Origin of the sequence: Chroococcidiopsis sp. TS-821 (assembly GCF_002939305.1) — a bacterium.
GTDB lineage: Bacteria > Cyanobacteriota > Cyanobacteriia > Cyanobacteriales > Chroococcidiopsidaceae > Chroogloeocystis.
Window position 1 is genome coordinate 57,364 of the sequence record NZ_MVDI01000014.1, and the last position, 20,268, is coordinate 77,631.

At 41.1% G+C, this 20,268-nt stretch carries 14 protein-coding genes and 1 pseudogene; 5 read left to right on the forward strand and 10 right to left on the reverse strand.

From position 1 onward, the window contains the following. The 6 genes and pseudogenes from murJ to B1A85_RS21925 all read right to left on the reverse strand — a co-directional run bounded on the left by murJ (position 1) and on the right by B1A85_RS21925 (position 9,072). Positions 1–1,356: a murein biosynthesis integral membrane protein MurJ gene (murJ, locus tag B1A85_RS21905; protein ID WP_104548844.1), complete on the reverse strand. Its 1,356-nt coding sequence runs from the start codon at positions 1,354–1,356 to the stop codon at positions 1–3. Between the two features lie 347 nt (positions 1,357–1,703). Beyond that, positions 1,704–3,119, reverse strand: a complete 1,416-nt coding sequence (locus B1A85_RS21910) for a DUF4832 domain-containing protein (protein WP_246841506.1) — start codon at positions 3,117–3,119, stop codon at positions 1,704–1,706. Positions 3,120–3,626: 507 nt separating this feature from the next. Next, positions 3,627–6,408: pseudogene (locus B1A85_RS21915) on the reverse strand (polysaccharide biosynthesis protein). A 778-nt stretch (positions 6,409–7,186) separates the two neighbouring features. Next, entirely contained in the window at positions 7,187–7,327 is a 141-nt protein-coding gene (locus B1A85_RS24095; RefSeq protein WP_168192458.1) for a hypothetical protein, read from the reverse strand. Between the two features lie 22 nt (positions 7,328–7,349). Then, on the reverse strand, positions 7,350–8,681 hold the full coding sequence (locus B1A85_RS21920; RefSeq protein WP_210404677.1) for a ferric reductase-like transmembrane domain-containing protein: 1,332 nt from the start codon (positions 8,679–8,681) through the stop codon (positions 7,350–7,352). A gap of 40 nt (positions 8,682–8,721) precedes the next feature. After that, the gene (locus tag B1A85_RS21925) at positions 8,722–9,072 is read right to left on the reverse strand and encodes a phage holin family protein (protein ID WP_104548846.1); all 351 of its coding nucleotides are present in this window, start codon (positions 9,070–9,072) and stop codon (positions 8,722–8,724) included. 917 nt (positions 9,073–9,989) lie between these two features. Between B1A85_RS21925 and B1A85_RS21930 the strand changes: the two genes are divergently transcribed. The 3 genes from B1A85_RS21930 (at position 9,990) to B1A85_RS21940 (ending at position 12,751) form a co-directional block, all read left to right on the forward strand. After that, complete coding sequence (locus B1A85_RS21930) at positions 9,990–10,913, forward strand: DMT family transporter (RefSeq protein ID WP_104548847.1); 924 nt, start codon at positions 9,990–9,992, stop codon at positions 10,911–10,913. A 49-nt stretch (positions 10,914–10,962) separates the two neighbouring features. Then, positions 10,963–11,421: a hypothetical protein gene (locus B1A85_RS21935; RefSeq protein ID WP_104548848.1), complete on the forward strand. Its 459-nt coding sequence runs from the start codon at positions 10,963–10,965 to the stop codon at positions 11,419–11,421. 202 nt (positions 11,422–11,623) lie between these two features. Further along, positions 11,624–12,751 (forward strand): DUF4346 domain-containing protein, encoded by a 1,128-nt coding sequence (locus tag B1A85_RS21940; RefSeq protein ID WP_104548849.1) that lies wholly within the window; start codon positions 11,624–11,626, stop codon positions 12,749–12,751. 227 nt (positions 12,752–12,978) lie between these two features. Here the strand turns inward: B1A85_RS21940 and B1A85_RS25735 are convergent, their stop codons facing one another. Next, positions 12,979–13,110 carry a hypothetical protein gene (locus B1A85_RS25735; RefSeq protein ID WP_256387491.1) on the reverse strand — a complete coding sequence of 44 codons (132 nt, stop codon included), beginning with the start codon at positions 13,108–13,110 and terminating at the stop codon, positions 12,979–12,981. A gap of 252 nt (positions 13,111–13,362) precedes the next feature. Between B1A85_RS25735 and B1A85_RS21950 the strand changes: the two genes are divergently transcribed. Then, positions 13,363–16,368, forward strand: coding sequence for an endonuclease/exonuclease/phosphatase family protein (locus B1A85_RS21950; protein ID WP_104548850.1), 3,006 nt, complete (start codon positions 13,363–13,365; stop codon positions 16,366–16,368). A 107-nt stretch (positions 16,369–16,475) separates the two neighbouring features. On the opposite strand, the gene B1A85_RS21955 is transcribed toward B1A85_RS21950, so the two are convergent. Continuing rightward, on the reverse strand, positions 16,476–17,390 hold the full coding sequence (locus B1A85_RS21955; protein ID WP_104548851.1) for a VCBS repeat-containing protein: 915 nt from the start codon (positions 17,388–17,390) through the stop codon (positions 16,476–16,478). A 275-nt stretch (positions 17,391–17,665) separates the two neighbouring features. On the opposite strand from B1A85_RS21955, the gene B1A85_RS21960 reads away from it, so the two are divergent. Continuing rightward, positions 17,666–18,718, forward strand: coding sequence for a catalase family protein (locus B1A85_RS21960; RefSeq protein ID WP_104548852.1), 1,053 nt, complete (start codon positions 17,666–17,668; stop codon positions 18,716–18,718). 43 nt (positions 18,719–18,761) lie between these two features. On the opposite strand, the gene purU is transcribed toward B1A85_RS21960, so the two are convergent. Together purU and B1A85_RS21970 are read right to left on the reverse strand one after the other, a co-directional pair. Further along, positions 18,762–19,616 (reverse strand): formyltetrahydrofolate deformylase, encoded by an 855-nt coding sequence (purU, locus tag B1A85_RS21965; RefSeq protein WP_104548853.1) that lies wholly within the window; start codon positions 19,614–19,616, stop codon positions 18,762–18,764. Further along, positions 19,613–20,197 carry a DUF4340 domain-containing protein gene (locus tag B1A85_RS21970; RefSeq protein ID WP_104548854.1) on the reverse strand — a complete coding sequence of 195 codons (585 nt, stop codon included), beginning with the start codon at positions 20,195–20,197 and terminating at the stop codon, positions 19,613–19,615. The genes purU and B1A85_RS21970 overlap by 4 nt, the downstream gene beginning before the upstream one ends. Positions 20,198–20,268 lie beyond the last annotated feature (71 nt).

The following is a 20,268-nucleotide window of genomic DNA, read 5'->3' on the forward strand; positions in this document are numbered from 1 at the left end:
TTAGCTACTAATCTCCGAAAATTGTTTGAGGTTCTTTTTTGTAAAAAAGAAAAGGTATGTAAAAGAAAAAACATAAACACAACTTGTTGATAAAGCAATACCTTGAATTCCAATCCATTGCATAAAAACATAATTAAAAATTATATTAAATAACAAATTAAATAAAGAAACCCACATAAGTAAATGATTGAGTCGCATTGAAGTAATTAACTTGACAACAAAAATATTGGCAATATAAAAAGGAATTTGTAACGCATATAAAGCTTGAATGCGAGCAACAATAATGGTATCGCTAGATGTAAACGAGCCTCTTTCAAACAAAATTCGAGTAATAGGTTCAGATAAAACCATAAATAGCAGTGTCAGAGGGACAGTTACTGCAAAAATCAAGAACATATATTGCTTAAGTGTACGGCGTACACTTGCCCAATCATTACAAGCAACCATTTTAGAAAAATAAGGAATAATTGCAGTACTCAATGCTGTCGTTGCTAAAGTGATTGGAAAAGCAATAACGCGATTGCCATAGTTCAATGCAGCTACACTTCCTGGTTCGAGCATTGCTGCCATCGATTGATCGACTAAAACTGCACTGCACATCAAAAAAGCTCCAATAACAGCCGGTGTATATTGATGTACTACTTGCTTTAATGAACTATTAATTCCATACCATTGAGGAATTAGAGGAATTTCTTGGCGTTTGAGTGCTACCCCTAAAAGCAATATTTCCAGTACTGTACCTCCAACTAACCCTGCTGCTAGGGCAAAAATTCCCCAAGGTTTAATCAAGAGAAATAAAATGGTCAGCGCTGGTGTTGTAATCGGAGAAAATGCTGCTAGGGCAAAACGTTCTCCTGCATTTAAAACCGATCCCCAGACAACAACAATACCACTCAATACGACCAAGGGTGCGATCGCATACAATAAATGAAAAGTAAGATTTAGCTTTTGTGCATCAAATCCAGTTGCGATTAGAGGCAAATACAAGGGTGCTCCTATCACCATAATGATAGTCGTCACGCCTAGCAGTGCCAACCCCCAAACCATAGTTCCTGAGAAAAGCTGATGTGCGGCTTTTATACCCTGCTGTTCTCGCACTTGAATATATGTAGGAATTAGCGCTGCATTAAAAGAACCTGCTACTACATTAATTACAAAAGCAGGTACCAACAAAGCTATTAAAAACGCGTCTACCGCATCTCCTGTCCCAAATCGCCAAGCAATAACCAGCTCTTTAGCTACAGCTACAACTTTGACGAGCAAAGTTAAAATAGCAATAGTAACTGCTGCCCCAAAAATTTTCCGATTGATAGAGCCGTTCGTCAGTTTATCCCATGCATTAAATATTTTTTGCACTTGTTAACGGTAAAGCTATGTTATTACTCTCTATTTAAAAAAATGATAATATATTTCTTGCTAGCCGTAAAATAAGATAACAATTGATAATTGCAAAGCTTTACTCGCTTGAAAGAGGCATAGTATTTTTCCTAAAAATTTAGTAAAAAAACATGGAGAGTACGCTAAACATAGCGCCAATCTCTATTAATTTATCCTTTTTCCTCTAAAAGCAATTTCTTCGTAAGTGTCAAGTTGGATTTAATAGTTTTTAATAACAGTTAATATCAAAAAATATAGCGGAACAATATCAAAGCTAAAATTCCGCTATATATGACGTAGTTTTGACAAAAAAGTTTCTGCTGCGGTTAGCGAGCAGCAAAGAAGCGCTTAGCTGAATGCGAACTTGCTGTTGCTGCTGGATCAATTCTGACACTTTGCAGTAAAGAATTATAGCCTGTAGATGGCTCCCACACATACTTGTTTGCTAGCCTGATAGAGTATTCTGGACGATTACGTAATTTGCTATGCGGATCGGGTAAATTTAATAATACTTGGTACTCGCCAGCAGCAATATTGCTAGGTAGATTACCTTCAACATTGACTACAGTCGTGACGCCAGGGAACCATCTTCTGATAGGTTCTGCCACAGGCAGAAAGTATTCTTGCCCAGTCTCGCTGTGACGCAGAACAACTTCTAGCCTGCGCGGGTTGTACGGACTAGCCCAACCATCATTCACCACAGTAAACTTCATTGAAAACGTACTGCCAGGTTTAACGGTTTTTGGCACAGTAGAATTCAACAGACGGAAGCGATATCCCAAGCGCCGCTTGATTTCTTCCATACAACCTTGCGCTTGCCACTTCTGATAAACTTGCGTCGAATCAGATTGATTGATTGACATTGCGCTCCAGTGCATATGTGCCAAATCTGCTAAAGTCCCTTTACAATCACTGTATGCAAGCGAACTAGCTACACCCGCAGGTTCGCCGCCTTGTACTACAAATCTAGTATCAAGGTTGAGCCAGGCTTTTTCTTGCGCTACTTGGACATGGTTAGAGTAGCTATAAGTTCCCATGTCATCTATACCAGCACGAAAAGCATCGTTGTGATGACCGGTTCTTGCTCTAAAAGAACCATTGAATGCCTCTGTAGGTGATAGTGGATTTTTGCCAAGAATTTGCTTTTTGTGCTTAGAGTATCGCAGCGCTACCATCCGCTGTTTGGGTAACACAGACAATAACTTATGCAAAATACTTTTAGCATTAGTACTTGCATTTAAAGTCCAGGAGTCAACATGATTGTTACTCGACTTATGCCATTCTCCCCAGTTACCAATAAAGCCTGCTTCCATGTAAGCAATAACGTCGTAGTTATCTTCTAACAATGGTTTTAATTGGTCTAAGTGAGAAAGGATAATACTTGCAGGTGCATCATCACCGCCACCTAACCAATTGTAAGTAAATCGGATAATCAATTTAACTCCTGCTTTGCGCGCTGTTTGGCAGTCATTCGATATCATTTCTAAAAAAGACTGCGATATTGGTTTATTCCGAAAGTCTGATAGCAGGTAGTACTTACGAACCAAAGATATATTATTGTTCCTGAGCTTTTGTAATTCGGAAAGCTCTAGTGGCATGATAGCTTTATTGCCATGCGGTTCCATTGACACATAAAAGCCTCTTTCGGGGTTAGGAAAATTTTCTTCAGTGCCGATGTATGAGACTGTGGCAGTATCAAAATTGGATGCTGCATTGCATAAACTCGTGAAAGTTATGCTCATAATTGCTAACACTATGGGTAGCTTCAAAACCTTAGTCATTATCATTGCTATGGGGAAAATCTAACTTACCGGTTATGTAATAAAGGCTCGTGTCCTTGTTGAAGATATAACTTTACACGACCTGACTACAAATTAAAGTTAGCTTTACCTTTTCTTTTGAATCCAGAGAAATTTTACTGAGAAATAGAGTTGAGTTCAGATTTTTTCATTTATCTTTCTTTAAGAAAATTTACTTAAAATTCAGTAGATTTACATGAGAGAATAAGTTAAGGTCTTGGTGATTTACTTAAATATTATTTCTACTCGCTCATTGCAAGTTAAAAGCTTGTAGTTAGCAATAGAACAAAATAGCTTAACTTAAGATACAGCAACTGAGGCTTGGGTTAGGACATTATAAAAGCTCAGAGAAGCATTGTCTTGTCAGGTTTACACTTATTTGAAAAACTCTACAAGTTTCCTTAACCGCTGTCCTCGCTAGATTTTAATCCTAACCCTTACTATAGGTCATTATTTGAGATGCGAAACTTGATAGTGTAACTGTCCTTCTAACAATTTTTCTGCGGCATTACCCACTAAAGGTTTTGCGAAAAAGTATCCTTGTCCGTACTTACACTTGAGCGCCTTGACACGGGCAAGCTGCTTTGTTGTTTCGACTCCGATCGCAGTCACGTCTATGTGTAAATCGTATGCGATCGCCGTAATTGTTTGCATAATCTCCGCAGTTTCACTGTCGTCACAACTTACTAGAATGCGGTCGAGCTTTAGTCTGCTAATTTTTTTGTTTTGCAATAGTTGTGGTAGTTGTTGCAGCAAGCTTAAGAACGAATAACCTACACCAATATTATCAATTTGCACTTGCACGCCTAAAGCCGTTAACTGTTGTATCAGCGTCGAGGTATAATCATCATCTTTAACGATCGCATCTTCAGCAATTTCTAACCTTAAACTACCTGCTGCCAAACGAACATCTGCTAAAATCTGGGCAATTCGTTCGCTTAAGTTAGGCTGAAAAAATTGCTGACGCGAAAGATTAACGCTCATTCCCAAGCGCATATGCGGAAATTGCCGTTGCCAAGTTTGAAGTTGTTGACATGCTTGACGCAATACCCACCAACCAATAGGCACGATTAAGCCTGTGTTTTCAGCAGTATTCATAAATTTATCAGGAGCAATCAAACCATGTTGTGGATGCTGCCAGCGCAGTAAAGCTTCAAAGCTTGTAATTTCATTCGTTTCCAAGTTGACAATCGGTTGATAGTAAATCTGCAACTCGCGTTGCATCAATGCCCGTTTTAAGTCTTTTTCGAGTTGAGTTGATTCAGAGGTAACTGGCGTCAGATTTTGTTGACAATGAGGAAGAGGGCGATCGCTTACATCCTGAGCTACCTTACTACCGCCTGGCTTGTACTCAGTCACCAACTGCTGTAGAAGAGAAATAATTGCCTCATTATCATTCAAATCGGCAGCTTTGCAAAGCGCTGCAACCATTGACTCTAAATTCTCAGGAATGATGCCACTCGCGTTGCGCACCGAGAGAATTTTTTCATGTTGTGTTGGTTCGTAACGTTCGCCAGGAACAAATAATTCTTCGTATAGTTTTTCGCCTGGTCGTAGCCCTGTGTATACAATATCGATATCCTTGCCGACTTCATAACCTGAAAGGCGAATTAAATCTTTTGCTAAATCGACAATTTTGACAGGTTCTCCCATATTGAGCATGAACACTTCACCACCATCACCGATCACCGCAGCTTGCAACACAAGTTGTACAGCTTCTGGAATTGTCATAAAATAACGACAAATATCCGGATGCGTAATCGTAATCGGACCTCCTGCGGCAATTTGTCGCTTAAATGTCGGAACGACACTGCCTCTACTGCCTAGAACATTACCAAACCGTACAACCACAAAAGGTCTTTTGCTGACTTGCGCAGCTTGAAGAACCAACATCTCTGCGGCTCTTTTACTAGCACCCATAACACTTGTAGGATTTACAGCTTTGTCGGTAGAGATCATGACAAAGTGTTTGACGTTGTAACGCAGCGCCAAGTCGAGCAAATTCTTTGTGCCAACAACGTTATTTGTAATTGCTTCGGGGGAATTAGCTTCCATTAAAGGCACGTGTTTGTGTGCAGCGGCGTGGAAAACAATATCTGGTCTAAATTGCTCAAAAGCATAATCTAAACGCGCAGCGAAGCGAATATCCGCGATGAGTGTCGTTAGCCGAGGGACGACATTAGCAGCACAACCACGCCAACTTTCTAAGGTTTGTTGCAGTTCTTGCTGAATATTGAATACAGAGTTTTCGCCATGTCCGACAAGCAAGATTTCGGCTGGATTGCACTGAAGAACTTGACGACAAATTTCGCTACCAATTGAGCCGCCAGCACCTGTAATCAACACTCGTTTACCATTAAGGAAACGCGATACTGCTTCTACATTTGTTTTAATTGGTTCGCGTCGTAGTAAATCTTCAATCTTAGACATCGCGAATACTGGCAGCACGAGCATGACCGCTGAGAATCTCATGAATACTAGGTAATGTACTTGTTGCTACACCCAGTGACTGGCAGCGATCGACAATTTCTCGAATCACTTTACCAGAAACTGTAGGCATCGCAATAATCACGCGCTCGATGTTAAAAGCACGAATGACTTCAGGAATGCTACGGCGATCGCCAAGTACCCGAATTCCTCGAATACGTAAGCCTAGCTTGGTTGGGTCGTCATCAATAAAACCAACTGCATAAAGACCGAGTTTAGGATTGTGCTGAATTGTTTGCACAAGTGATACGCCTGCATGTCCTGCACCGACGATCAAAGCGCGTTCGTATTGGTGATTTGTGCGCGGAAGTTGACACGCGCGTTCGAGCGCTCGTACGCTAAACCGCACTCCACCCACTAATATGAGGCTGAGCATTCCGTCAAGCAACGGTAGCGATCGCGGTAAGTCACCAATCAAATCAGTGGTGTAATACAGCACATAGAATAACCATGATTGTACGACTACAACCGCAGCCATCGAAGCCACCACTTGAATCAATTCGTCAATACTGGCATAACGCCAACACCTACGATAAAAACCAAATTGATACAACAGTAATATCTTTACAGCTAAAAAGACTGCTGTTACAATAAGAACATCGGTTCCGTAAACTCTAAATACAAATAGTTTGTCAAGACGCAAAGCTAGTGCTAGTGCAGGTGTCAGCAGAAAAATTACCGCATCAGCAACAAAAAAGTGGCGGTTACGTAAGCGCAACCAAACCTTTGATAGTGTATCTATCATCACTTGACAATCCTGGCAAATTTTAAATACAACATTCCTTTCCTCTATCTGGATTGAGGCAGGAGCTTTATAGAATTTTGCTTATTATTAGTTCATTGAAACTGACAGACTGCGAATCATCGGTCAAAGTTCCAATGTGATTTGCAACAAATAAAAATTGGTAGACTAATAGTTTAATTAAATAGATTTACTCTTCATTTTATTAGTCATAACGCACAGTCAAATAGTCTGGATTCTTAGCTTTACAATAAGTAACTTCAACCTCACTGGAAGGTGACAATTCTGATGTATCCACAGAGTTAATTTCTGTAAACAGAAAATTTAATTGTCTTTACAGATTACCACTAATTGAGGTTAATTTTTACCAATTTTTAATTAAAGCTTGTGTAAAGTTTTTAGTTTTGTTTGTGAAGTTTGCCTGTAGAATGAAAGCAAATACTATAAAGCCAATATTTAAAATACTACCTTTGGGTAGATACAAACTAGGATTTATTTACAATTATCCTACTTGCCTATTTGTGCTGTGGTAGCAGTTGAGAGCTATATCTAGCAGGCGTCAGAGGTCAGAGGTTAGGGTTTGGGCTAGACTCCCTTTAGGAAAATGACTACTAGCTGCTATCATGTCCTACATCCATCGACTAGGGCTATAAATACAATTGCAAACTCATTCGCAACAAAAAACAAAGTCCACGGTAGTGGACTTCTTAGCAATCAACTTTTTATCGTCTCCCTCAATTTAGGAAAGAGACTAGGAAAAACGCAATCGCGCATATCGAGCTTATTGGTTAGTAGGTTCAACCCAACCAGAATCAATACTAGGTTCTACCGGACGTCTTTGGACATAACCGAACAAAGCAGATGTCAAAACCAAGACAACTGAGACAAAAGCGACAACTTCGAGCATAATGTGGAACCGCATAATTCGTGAGTTATGACCTCCATCAAACAAGATTAAAGTGTTCCATGTGAATATATTTAGCAGGAACTCCTAAGTCGTGTAAGGCTTTTTCGACTTCATCTAAAAAGCGGGGAGAACCGCACAGAAAATAACGCCAGCCTTCGCGATTGTGCGGGATGTGTCGTGCTAGTAGTTCTTTATCAACATATCCTGATTCTCCAGGCCAATCATCTGGAGGGTTTTTAATCACGTGCGTTACCGTAAGACTATCTAATCGCTTGTTGAGATACTCTAGGTCTTCGCGAAAAGCAACATCTTCCCAAGAACCGTTAGCATAAATCAAACGAATTGGTCGATGATCGCCGCGTTCCGCCAGCGTTACCAGAATGCTGATCATCGGAGTGACGCCGACACCGTTCGCAATGAGTACTAGCCCACTGCAATCAAAGCGATCGGGAGTAAAAGCTCCGTGAGGACCGTCAAGAAAAGCTTTTGTCCCTGGCTGGACGTCTTTAATCGTGTTAGTAAAGTCACCAACGGCTTTGATTGTCAGCGCGACTTGATCGGGGCGATCGCCGTTAGAAGAAAATGAAAACGGATGCTCTTGAATGCGATAAGGAGAGCGATCGAGCGTTAACCAAGCAAATTGACCTGGTAAAAAACGAATACCTTCATGACCTTGCGGACGGAGGACTAATGTATAAGTATCACCCCGCTGTGGTACTACTGCTTCAACTCGATACGGCTTTTGCGTCATTAACCACGGCTTGATCAGACGAACATAAATTAACGAACCAAACGCAAGTAGTGCTAAAAGTATCCACAACAGAGCTTTCCAAGGCAGTGCGAGGTAATAATTAACACCAAACGCGTGAGCTAAGCCTAATGCTACTGCCAGTACAGCTAAAATTCCGTGACTAGTGCGCCACATTTCGTAGTTCAGCTTTAGCTTCTGTCGCCATAACGAGGTGACAACCAGCAAAATCAATGCTATTGTCGAAATTACCGCGAATCTTGCCCGCCACGGTGCCTCAAAAAAGTTGAGTAGCTGTAGATATTGCGCATCGCGAAAGAATAGAATAATCGGGTGCGCTAAAATCAACGCAAATGCCACCTGGGTGATATAGCGATGGTATTGCAGCACAATATCAATACCGTAAGGAGCTGCGATCGCATCAAACCGCGCGGTCAATGCAAACTGCAACATCATCATTGCTAAGCCCACATAACCCAAGGCAGCAGAAAATTCGATCCAAAATCCTCTTCCTCCTGGTGCTGGGTGAATCAAAAGAATCAACAAGGGAGAAAGCGTAACTACAAGATATAAAACTACCCAAAAGGTTCCGGCAACCCAGGGATTTTTCATTTGAAACATCTTTCTCTTTCCACTTCAATTGAGATTGACGTTAAACTATTTACAAGCCTAATGTTCCTAGTAAACTAAACAGTATCGAATTAACAATGCTCAGTGCGATTGTACCAATCAGTGCGCTCCAAATTCCCCACCGCAAGCGAAATCCATGAACTAACAGCGCTGCTAATCCAAAAATAATTGCATTAATGACAATGCTAAATAAGCCCAGAGTTAATAGAGTAATAGGAAAAGCAAAAAAAGCAATAATTGGGCGAACAAATGCATTAAGAATTCCAAAAACGGCAGCTGATAGTGCGGCTTTCCCAAAGCTGTCAATTTCTACACCGATGGGTAGTTTAGAAATAATTAAGAAACTGATTGTGGTAACAATCCAAGTAATGATAATACCCATCGCAAACACTCCAATCTGCTAAATTTCAACTAAAATAGTGAAACACATAACACCACTTTATCTAGTATTTGCAGACAATGTGGCAAAAAAGTGACACGTTGGAGGAAATGTTCGCTAAAGGGCGATCGCGTAGTACAATCGCATCTTACTCTTCGCGGCGAGTAACAACATAAATACCATTAGATGCGATCGCGATATTGCCACTATTCCCCACCTCTTTGGCAAAGACATTAATGCCAAATCCTGAAACCATTCTGAGCTATTGCACGAGCGATTCATGACACTCAGGGGTGCTGGCTGCTACAAATAGATAGAAATACTGAAACCTAAAAGCACAATCCATCCAAGCAAGAATAGTCTCCGTGTTTGGTACGCTAGCTTTTTCATAAAAACCTTGACAAACTGGTATGTACGGAAAAATACACTAAACTGCTCGAGCTCAACTGACGGCATAATTGATAACGAAATATACTACCATCTTTCAGGCACTGGATTTTAGGCTCAAATTAGAGCATTGTTGTGGCGATCGCATCCGTCTGTTGGAGTACGCATCAATAATCCACAAGTATGTATTATGTATGCCTGACAACAAAACGAGAGCTTTCTCATACACCGATCGCTAGGTCAAAGACTCGAAGAGAATCGCTAAGAGAAAACTTTGATAGCGAACATTGTAGCGAATACCAAGAAAAATACCATTTCACGAAATCAGAACCACAATTAATTTCTCCTTTGTACCGCACTGGCTCCTGAAGCTACTTATGCAGTAACTTCAAAGTCAATTGGTTAAAGCAAGAAAGAAAGCCGTGAGTAATTTCCGTCTTTTGCTAGAAGTGCTAGTATAGCAAGCTGTCATACAAAAATTAGCATTACAAGTAAACGCTAGCTGATACGCTTTAGCTTCATAGAATATAAAAATGCGATCGCATCAAACTTCCGGTCGATGGCGTTTAGGTTTAGCCTTATCGCTGTTGACAGTTTTTTTATGGGGAATTTTACCCATTGCTTTATCCGTCACCCTCCAAGTTGTTGATGTTTATACACTGACGTGGTTTCGGTTTTTAATTTCCTTTGCGTTACTCGCCGTTTTTTTAGCAAGTCGCCAGCAGTTACCGCGATGGCAAAAACTCCGCGATGCAGGATTAGGACTCGTTTTCATTGCTACAGTATTTTTAGGTATCAACTACCTACTTTTCGTCCAAGGTTTAACGCTAACATCTGCTGGAAATGCCCAAGTTTTGATTCAACTTGCACCAGTACTGTTTGGCATAGGCGCGATCGCCGTTTTCAGAGAACGCTTCAACCGTTACCAATCGATTGGATTAGGTATTCTCGTATTTGGTTTAGTCTTATTTTTTAACGAACAATTGCAAAGCTTACTAGTAGCAAGTTCTACGTATCTGCTTGGTAGCAGTATTTTAGTTCTCGCTGCCGCAGCTTGGGCAGTATATGCTTTAGCACAAAAACAATTATTGCGATCGCTTTCTTCTACAAACGTGATGCTACTCATATATGGTGGTTGTGCGTTGTTATTTACACCTGTAGCAACACCACAAACAATTTTGACGCTAAGCTTACTACACTGGGGAACGCTACTCTTTTGCGGGTTAAATACATTAATTGCCTATGGTGCATTTGCTGAAGCCCTCGAACACTGGGAAGCCTCGCGCGTCAGTGCGGTTTTGGCACTCACCCCAATCGTGACTTTGATCTCTGTCGAAGTCGTATCATCGATTCTTCCTAGTTGGATTGCCAGCGAACAATTGACACTTTTAGGTTTTGCAGGTGCAATTTTAGTCGTTACGGGTTCAATGGCGATCGCTTTAGGTAAATCTCGTTAAATGCAGTAGCTTGGTAAATATACTCTGTTCTCAGCGCTAATTTCGGTTTATGAGTAAACAACTAGATGAAACAGTTTCGAGAGAAATTGCTAATAATATCAAAAGTAAAGCAAAACAAAGCTTTGATAATGCCTACAAAGCAGCCCTAGCAACCGATGGTGCCGTGTACGTACAAGGATTTTTAGTCTTAGCAGCGAAACCTTATCGCATCATCGAACACAGTTGGATTGAACTTGAAGACCGCATCATCGATCCGACACTACCTTTTTTAAACCACAAAGCCCAAGACCTTTACTACTATCCTGCACAGCAACTTACCGTCAAACAACTTAAAGCCGCCGTCGAAGAAGCACAAGAAGACTATCCTGAAGATAACCCACTTCCGGTTTATGGTGCTGCACCGTATGAATACTATGGGGACGTGATGTTAGGTGGTGCTGAATACTTAGCAGCGTATCAAGCCGCCGAAGCCAAGTGGAAAGAATTAAACGATCCGCAATATAACTAAGATTTAGACTGCAAAACCTTGGTTGGGACAATACTTGCAGATTATCCAGAGTTTAGCGTTAAGTTACTTCAAGAATTTCAGCGGGACAGTATTTTGAAGCTGTTGGTAAATATTTAGCGTTAAGTTAGTTTGTACAGTTCGCACCCCATGACTGTCTTGGTGTTGTCGTAAAGTTACAGGCTACAAAACCGCAGAGGGCAAAATGCTAGAACAAAATCAACTCAGCAATGTTCACTCCGAACTCCAAGAAGGGATGTCACTTGCCAAGTGCCGCAAATGTGGCTGTATGAAGGAAACACTAGAAAACTTAGCAACTACTTTATCCACGAATCCGACTGACACTACGTCAGATTTACTTAGAAATACCCAGCATTGGCTGAGTCAAATGGAGCCTATCCAGTATTCCTGTATAGGATGCGCCCACTGTTTTCCTGCGGTAGCAACCAACTCTATTCACCAAATCTTTCCTGAATCTGCCCAAAGTTACTCATCAAAGTGCGGGTTTGAGGTCAGAGAAAACACCCTCTTTCCAGTTCCTGGAGAGTATTTTGCTCTCTGTCATGGAGAGGATTGCCCAGTTGCAGTTTCAACACTTGCTAGCGTCGGACTGGCGGAACAACTAGCGAATCTCAAACCTAGAGAACTCTGTATAGTAGGTAAAACTGAGACAGAAAATATTGGAATTGACAAGGTTATTAAAAACATCGTAAGTAACTCAACTATTCGATTTTTGCTATTAACAGGAAAAGACTCCGAGGGGCATCAAAGTGGAAAAACCCTACTGGCACTTGCTGCAAATGGAGTGGACGATCGCATGAAAGTGCTCGGTTCTCCTGGTAAGCGTCCTGTGTTGAAAAACGTCACTTATGAAGAGGTGGAGGCTTTTCGCAAGCAGGTGCAAGTTGTCGATTTAATCGAATGCGAGGATGTGGAGAGAATAGTTGAGAAAATGCAGGAACTCACCAAATCACTGTCTTCATCATGTGGTTGTGCGAAAGGTGAGACTCAGGCGGTACAACCATTGACTGCACCCGTTATTCAGTCCCAAGAGCCAGCTCAGTTCCGAATGGACAAAGCAGGTTATTTTGTTATTTTTCCACAACCCGATAAGGGAATCATTCTAGTAGAACAATATTCCTATAACAACGTACTTTTAAGATCAATTGAAGGAAAAAACGCTAGGAGCCTCTATGGGACAATCGTTGAAAATGGTTGGGTGACGCAGCTAGATCATGCTGCCTATTTAGGCAAGGAGTTGGCAAAAGCACAACTATCAATGCAATTAGGTTTTAAGTATGTCCAGGATGAAGCGGACTCTTCCAGTCTATAAGTTATGAACTATTGCTGTGTAAGCGGTTTAACACTGCGTTGCAGCGGATAGAAGAAAGATTTTGGTGACGTTATATTCCTTAAGTTACCAACACAGAGCATAGAAACAGAAGAAATTGGTGCAGAGAACCACAATACCAGCACCACTCATCACCATAAGTTCTGGAGGCGTACTAAACGCAAGTTGATACGCAGCCTTTACAAATACAGCTACAGCCGATACAAACATTATGCAGCCCTTAAACATAGCTGATTGGGCATGAGCCTTGCTGCTACCCATGTTGATGACATATCAACTGCATATGCGATTGCATTACCCAGCATATCGAGTGAGTCACCCGTTAACGCTAGTTCGGTCATATTCCTGATAGGAATTCAATACAAAATATTACAGAATTGATACCAAGCACTGTTCGCAAAACTTTGCTTTGCCGCTTATTAAGCTTTTCTAATTCACATGATTTCTTTTAACAAACGTAAAAGTAAACCAATGACCAATCAGTTTTAATCTTCCGATAGAGATTTGTTAAAGTTCCTGTGGGATTTGTAGAAAGTGGCAGACTACGGACGATCTGTAGCTGCGATCGCACTTACAATCCCAGAGGTGATTAAATGGCAGCGGTTAATTCGGAAAACGGTTACTCGCAAAACTTTGATGCTTTGATTAATTCTGGTTCCGCAACTTGGGCGAATGACGCGACAATTCCAAGTTGGTACACCGCAAGAACCGGAACCGGAACAAGTATTGTTGCATCTAACGGCAGTAGTAATGCAGGAAATCTTTATAGCTTTGGCTTAGTAGGTAGTAGCGATCGCGCTTTAGGTTCGATTGGTTCAGGAAATGCAGCAGCAGGAGATTTTTATTGGGGAGTACGCTTAGTTAACAATACCAATCAAACAATTACCGGATTAGATATCAGTTACGTTGGCGAACAATGGCGCTTTAGCGGTGCAAACGCCCCGCAAACAGTTGATTTTTCCTACCAAATTGGAGCGCAGAATTTAACTAGCGGCAATTGGATAGATTTTGACCCTCTCGATTTTACTAGTCCTGTTACCAGCGGTACAACAGGCGCACTCAATGGCAATGCCGATGCTAATCGTACTTTTAAATCTGCAACGTTAACCAATTTAGTTTTAGAAGCAGAACAAGAAATTTGGTTACGCTGGTTCGATCCCGATCATCCAGGTGCAGACCATGGTTTAGCTATTGATGATTTTACAGTTGCAATTAGCGAACAGGGAGGTTCCGATCCTGTTGAACCTGGTAATATACGAATTTTTGATATTCAAGGAACATCGCACCGATCGCCTTTAGCAGGACAACAAGTGACAAACGTTCCTGGAATCGTCACCGCAGTGAGGAATAATGGCTTTTACATTCAAGATGCAACAGGTGACGGCAACGAGGCAACCTCAGATGGTATTTTTATCTTTACTTCTTCTGCTCCTAATGTTGCGGTAGGCGATGCAGTTTTGGCAAGTGGAATAGTAGGCGAGTTTCGTCCTGGTGGTGCAAATAGTGGTAACTTGACAACAACGCAAATTAGTGGTGCGAGTTTTAACATACTATCGCGTGGTAATGCGCTACCAGAAGCAACAATTATTGGTATAGAAGGAAGAAAGCCACCTACTGAGAGAATTTATGGCAATGCTGTAGGTGGTAATGTCGAAAATCCTGGTAACGAATTTAATCCGCAACGCAACGGACTCGACTTTTACGAAAGTTTAGAGGGAATGCGCGTGCAGGTTGATGGCGGTGTTGTTGTCGGTCCTACGAACCAGTTTAATGAAATTTGGGTACTAGGAGACAACGGGATAGCGGCGACAGGGCGCACTCCGCGTGGTGGAATTGTCATCAGTCCTGACGATTTTAACCCCGAACGCATTCAGATTCAAATTGATAGTACATTGACGCCAGGGTCTGCACCGCAAGTCAATGTTGGCGATCGCTTAGATAGCGTTACTGGCATTCTCGACTACAGCTTTGGTAACTTTGAAGTATTAAGCACAGTTCCTGTCACCGCAACACCAGGAGGGTTACAGCGCGAAGTCACGACATTAGATCCAGTAGGCGATCGCTTAACGGTTGCCTCTTACAATATCGAAAATTTTCATCCTGGTAGCCCCGCATCGCAAATTAACGGTATCGCCAAACATATCGCCCAAAACTTGAAAGCACCAGATATCATTGCTTTGCAAGAAGTTCAGGATAACTCTGGTCCTACAAATGATGGTATTGTGGATGCTGCACAATCGTATCAAGTATTAATCAATGCGATCGCATCTGCTGGCGGTCCTACTTACAAATTCCGCGACATTGCCCCTATTGACGGACAAGATGGCGGACAACCTGGCGGTAACATTCGCGTCGGCTATCTCTACAACCCCGAACGCGCGAACTTTATCGATCGCCCTGGCGGTACTGCAACGAGTGAAACAACAGTTATTAACGGTCGCTTGTCAGAAAGTCCTGGTAGAGTAGAACCAAATGACCCCGCATTTACTGCTAGCCGCAAACCACTTGCAGGTGAGTTTGTTTTTAACGGTCAGCGGTTATTTTTAATCAACAATCACTTTAGTGCAAAAAGTGGTAGCGATCCGCTATTTGGTCGCTTTCAACCTCCTACTAACAATCGCGAGGATGTTCGTGCAGAACAAGCAAGAATTAATCGCGAGTTTGTCGAAGATATCTTAGCTGCAAATTCGGACGCGAGAGCGATCGTCTTAGGTGACTTGAATGAATTTCAGTTCTTCCCGCCTTTGAAAGTTCTAGAAGGTGGTGCTGAACAAGTCCTCAACAATTTAACTGAAACGCTACCAGAAAATGAACGCTACAGCTACATTTTTCAAGGTAACTCGCAAGCCCTCGATCACATTTTAGTGACAGATAGCTTATTACCCAAAGCTGAATACGATATCGTCCATGTTAATGCAGAATTTGCCGATCAAGATAGCGACCACGAGCCGTTACTCTCGCGCTTTGCGCTAGCAAATCCAACATCTACAGTAGGTAATTCTCGCTTAGTATTTGGAACTGCTGGAGATGATGAAATCGCCGCCCAAGGTAGACAAACTATTTTTGCAGGGAATGGCGATGACTTAGTAGGTCCTGCACCAAGTTCAATAGGAAGCAATATTATTAATGGTGGCAGGGGTAACGATGAATTATTTGCTCGCAGCAATGATACTTTACTCGGTGGTATCGGTAATGATTATTTAAATGCCGCAGATGGTACGGGTAATAACCAACTATACGGCGGTATTGGTAATGACACGTTGTTTGCTGGGGGAACGCACGATCAACTTTACGGTCAATTCGGCAATGATGTCCTTTATGCTGGTAACGGTGGTAATTTCCTCAGTGGTGGTTTTGGTAACGATCAGTTTTGGATTGCGTTAAATCAACTACCAGAAACAGCAAACACAATTACTGACTTTAATCTAGGTAATAACGTGCTGGGAATTAGTGGAGTTGCCGAAATTAACTCGTTTGATGACCTCACTATTACACAAAGCGGTGCCAATACAGTGATTCGTGCTTTAAATCAAGATATCGCTGTCCTCACAGGTGTTCAAGCGAATACACTCAACAGTAACAGGTTTGTGTTTGCATAACAATCACGTAGCGAAAGAACTTCTCCTGTGCACCTTTGCTTTTCTACTCTTTTAACTCCTGCGATAAAACTACTTCAGTCTTATGCAGGAGGTTTTTTATTTGATGTTTACAAGCAAGCTTCGGTTGTCCAATCTTGAGAACCTCGCCCTTGGCGACAGCGCTGTTGTCTACCAGCCCATACCATCCGCCACTGCGATTGATTCGCTACTGGCTCAAATTCTACGCGATAACGTACATCTTGCACCGAATCATCAGGTAAATTGTTTTGCGTAATCGTCACGACAACTTGCTGAGGATTGCGATCGTCAACAGTGACAGTTTGCTGAAAATTACCTTCTTGTGGTTCTTGAAATCCAAATGCAGCGATCGCCATTTCTCTGGGATTGCTTCCAGTTAACTCTGAACTGATTTGTTCTAGATTAATTGCACTATAACTATCGCGCTCGTTGGTTGCAGTTAGACACTCTGAGACAAGCGTGAGGTTATTTCCTGATATTGTATAAGTCTGCGTGACTGCTTGGTTATTTTTAGTAATGTTCGCTTGAATTTGTCCAGGGTTAACAACAAGCGACTGAACTTGAACGCGATCGCCTAACGATACAGAATTTACATTCTGCGGATTATTCGTTACATTCAGAATTGGGGACAAATAAGCTGCCTCTGTTCCATTAACCATTAATATAGTTACCGCATCTTCATCACCGTCATTATTGATATCTGCAAACGCGATCGAACCTGGCTTGTCTACTAACGTAACTGTTACTCCTTTGGCTTGATTTTGATAAATGCCATTTTGGAGTTGAACTGAACCAATACTAGGTAGCTGATAAGTCATGTTTTTCACTCGCGCAGCTTTTTGACACCAAGCTTGCTTCTGCGGCGTCCAATGTTCGCGCGTTCTACAGTTATACCAAGGTTGTGCAGATGGTGCATTGTTTTGAGCGTTTGCTAAATTCATCAAAGGCATCAACCCCAAGGCTGCACTGATAGCAAACAAGATCATTCTACCTCGAATTTTCATTCCTCTCACCGAATAAATAACTATCAGTTATTGACGTGTATTTCAGCAAAATCCTTCCCGTAACTTCATGCTGCTTAAAAGTTCTGATGATACTTTGCCTTTAGCTTCAATTTGCTTACTTAACTGATGTTATGTGCTTAGATAATAGAAATCACCAAACATTAATTTTGATTAAGTTTTCAGGTTTTTCATCTTTGTTGCTTGATGTAAAAGCGTAGTTCACTAGTAGATACAGTCCTTGGCTAAGCTTCTTACACTTTAAAACAGGAACTATTATGCAGCTTAAAAAACTTGAACTTGGCAAAGAGTATCCGATCGCAGAAGAAGTAGCAGCAATAAAAGAAATTGAAGAAATTAGTATTGATGCGCTTAAACAAAGTTTTCCAGATAATACTAGACCTGTTTTACGCGATGCTCATCCAAAACATCATGGCTGTGTGAGAGCAGAATTTGTTATCGATGAAGATATTCCCCAAGAACTCAAAGTAGGAATTTTTAAATACCCTCGTACTTTTACTGCGGCAATTCGTTTCTCTAATAATAAAGTAATCGACGATACAAAGAAAGATGTTCGAGGAATGGCAATTAAGCTTCTTGGAGTGGAAGGTGAAAAAATATTAGAGCGACAAAAATATGAAAAAACGCAGGATTTACTACTAATCAATCATCCTGTTTTCTTTATTAAAGATGTACAAGATTACGTTGATTTTTTTAGAGCTAGACAATTAGAAAAAGGTAATTTACCACTGAAATTTTTCTTTCTCAATCCTAATCCATTTAAATGGCATTTACGAGAATTTATTATTGGCATGGTGATGCTCAATAAAAAAGTGAGTAGTCCCCTAGCGATTCAGTATTGGAGTAGTACGCCTTATAAACTAGGCGATCGCGCTATCAAATTCACTGTAATACCAAGTTCGACAAATCCTATACCCCCCGTTACTCAAACAGCAGACTATCTTCGTCAAGCAATGATTGAGCATCTAAATCATCAAGATGCTAGCTTTGATTTCTTAATTCAGTTGCAAACAAATCCCAAAACAATGCCAATTGAAGATCCAAGAATTGAATGGAGATCGCCGTTTCAGAAAGTAGCAAAAATTAGAATTCCTCGCCAGCAATTCGATTCTCCCCAACAAATGGAATTTTGCGAACATTTATCATTCACACCTTGGCATTCTTTACCTGAACATCAACCTTTAGGGGGAGTCAATCGCGCGCGCAAGCAAGTCTATGAAGCTCTCTCAGAACTTCGTCATAGCTTAAATAATGTTGATGTAAAAGAACCAACAGAAGAAGAATTTTTGACACTATGGAATTTAGTATAGCTTATGGGCTAGTAATTAGTAAATTGACTATTTATATAAACATCTATTCAAAGACTACTGTACGATTACCATAAACTAAAACGCGATTTTGTAAATGCGATCGCACTGCTCTTGCTAACACTACGCGCTCTAAATCTTTCCCTTTGCGAATTAAATCAGCTACATCATCGCGGTGACTAACGCGTGCTACATCTTGTTCAATAATTGGTCCGGCATCGAGTTCAGGTGTAACATAATGTGCTGTAGCACCAATAATTTTGACTCCTCGTTCATAAGCTTGATGATAAGGACTTGCACCGATGAAAGCAGGTAAAAAAGAGTGATGAATATTAATAATATTAGGAAACTCATTAATAAAATCTGGACTGACAATCTGCATATATTTTGCCAATACCACTAAATCTATTTTGTAGCGCTGTAACAGTTCGAGTTGTTGCGCTTCTTGAATCGATTTATTTTCTTTTGTGATAGGAAGATGATGAAAATCAATACTAAATTGTTCAGCAACTTCTTTTAAATCAGGATGATTGCTAATAATTAAAGGAATTTCAGCAGTAAATTCTTTAGCTTTTTGCCGCCAGATTAGGTCAAATAAACAATGATCTTGCTTGCTTACCCAAATGGCAATACGCGGAACAGTATCAGAAAAATGTAATTGCCAATGCGCTTGTAACGGTTGGGCGATCGCACCGAATGCTGGCGCAATTAATTCGCGTGGTAAATTAAAACCATCAAGCTGCCATTCAATGCGCGTCAAAAACAAACCTGCTGCAAAATCCGTATGCTGATCTGCGTGAATAATATTACCGCCATTAGCGTAGATAAAGTTAGCAATTTTGGCGACTAAGCCTTTTTGATCCGGACACGAAATGAGTAAAGTTGCAGTAGGAGGGTTCATGGAGAAGGAGACGGGCTAGCAGAAGGGGTATCGTTTTCAATTTTCCACTCAGCTAAATCGCGATTGACACCATTTTGGAAATCTGAAGACACCAAGAGTAGATCTACATTACCGCTAGGGTTAGTTCCAGGATCGACTTGCGCGTATAAGAAATTACCAGTAAAGTCTGGATTGCCTAAATTTAACTGATGCGTTTGCTGATTATTGAGCGTCACTGTGACCGTTGCTTGTGGTTTTGCTAAGCCGTAGTCTGCAAGTTGATTTGCAGGAACTTGAATTGTGCGATCGCTTCTTCCTTGTACGAGTAAATCGAGTAAATAAGAAATTGACGCATCGCTTGCGGGAGTCTTTTCAGGCGATGTCATCACCCATTGTTCATTATCTCGCTCAAAGTTTAATGTTTGTCCTTGAGTTTGAATATTTAACTCTTGTACTTGTTCTTGAGTAAACGCAAAAATTTGCTGTTCTCTTGCTTCTGCTTCCTGTCGCTGAGTCGCACCTCGAATTTCATAGAAATAAACGAAGCCTCCTAACCCAAGTGCCAAAAGTAGCAAAATCAAAGTGGTACGCTGTAGCTTCATAGTACTATTTTCTCCCCTACCTCTCTGCTTCCTCTGCACCTCTGCTTCCTCTGCACCTTTGCTTCCTCTGC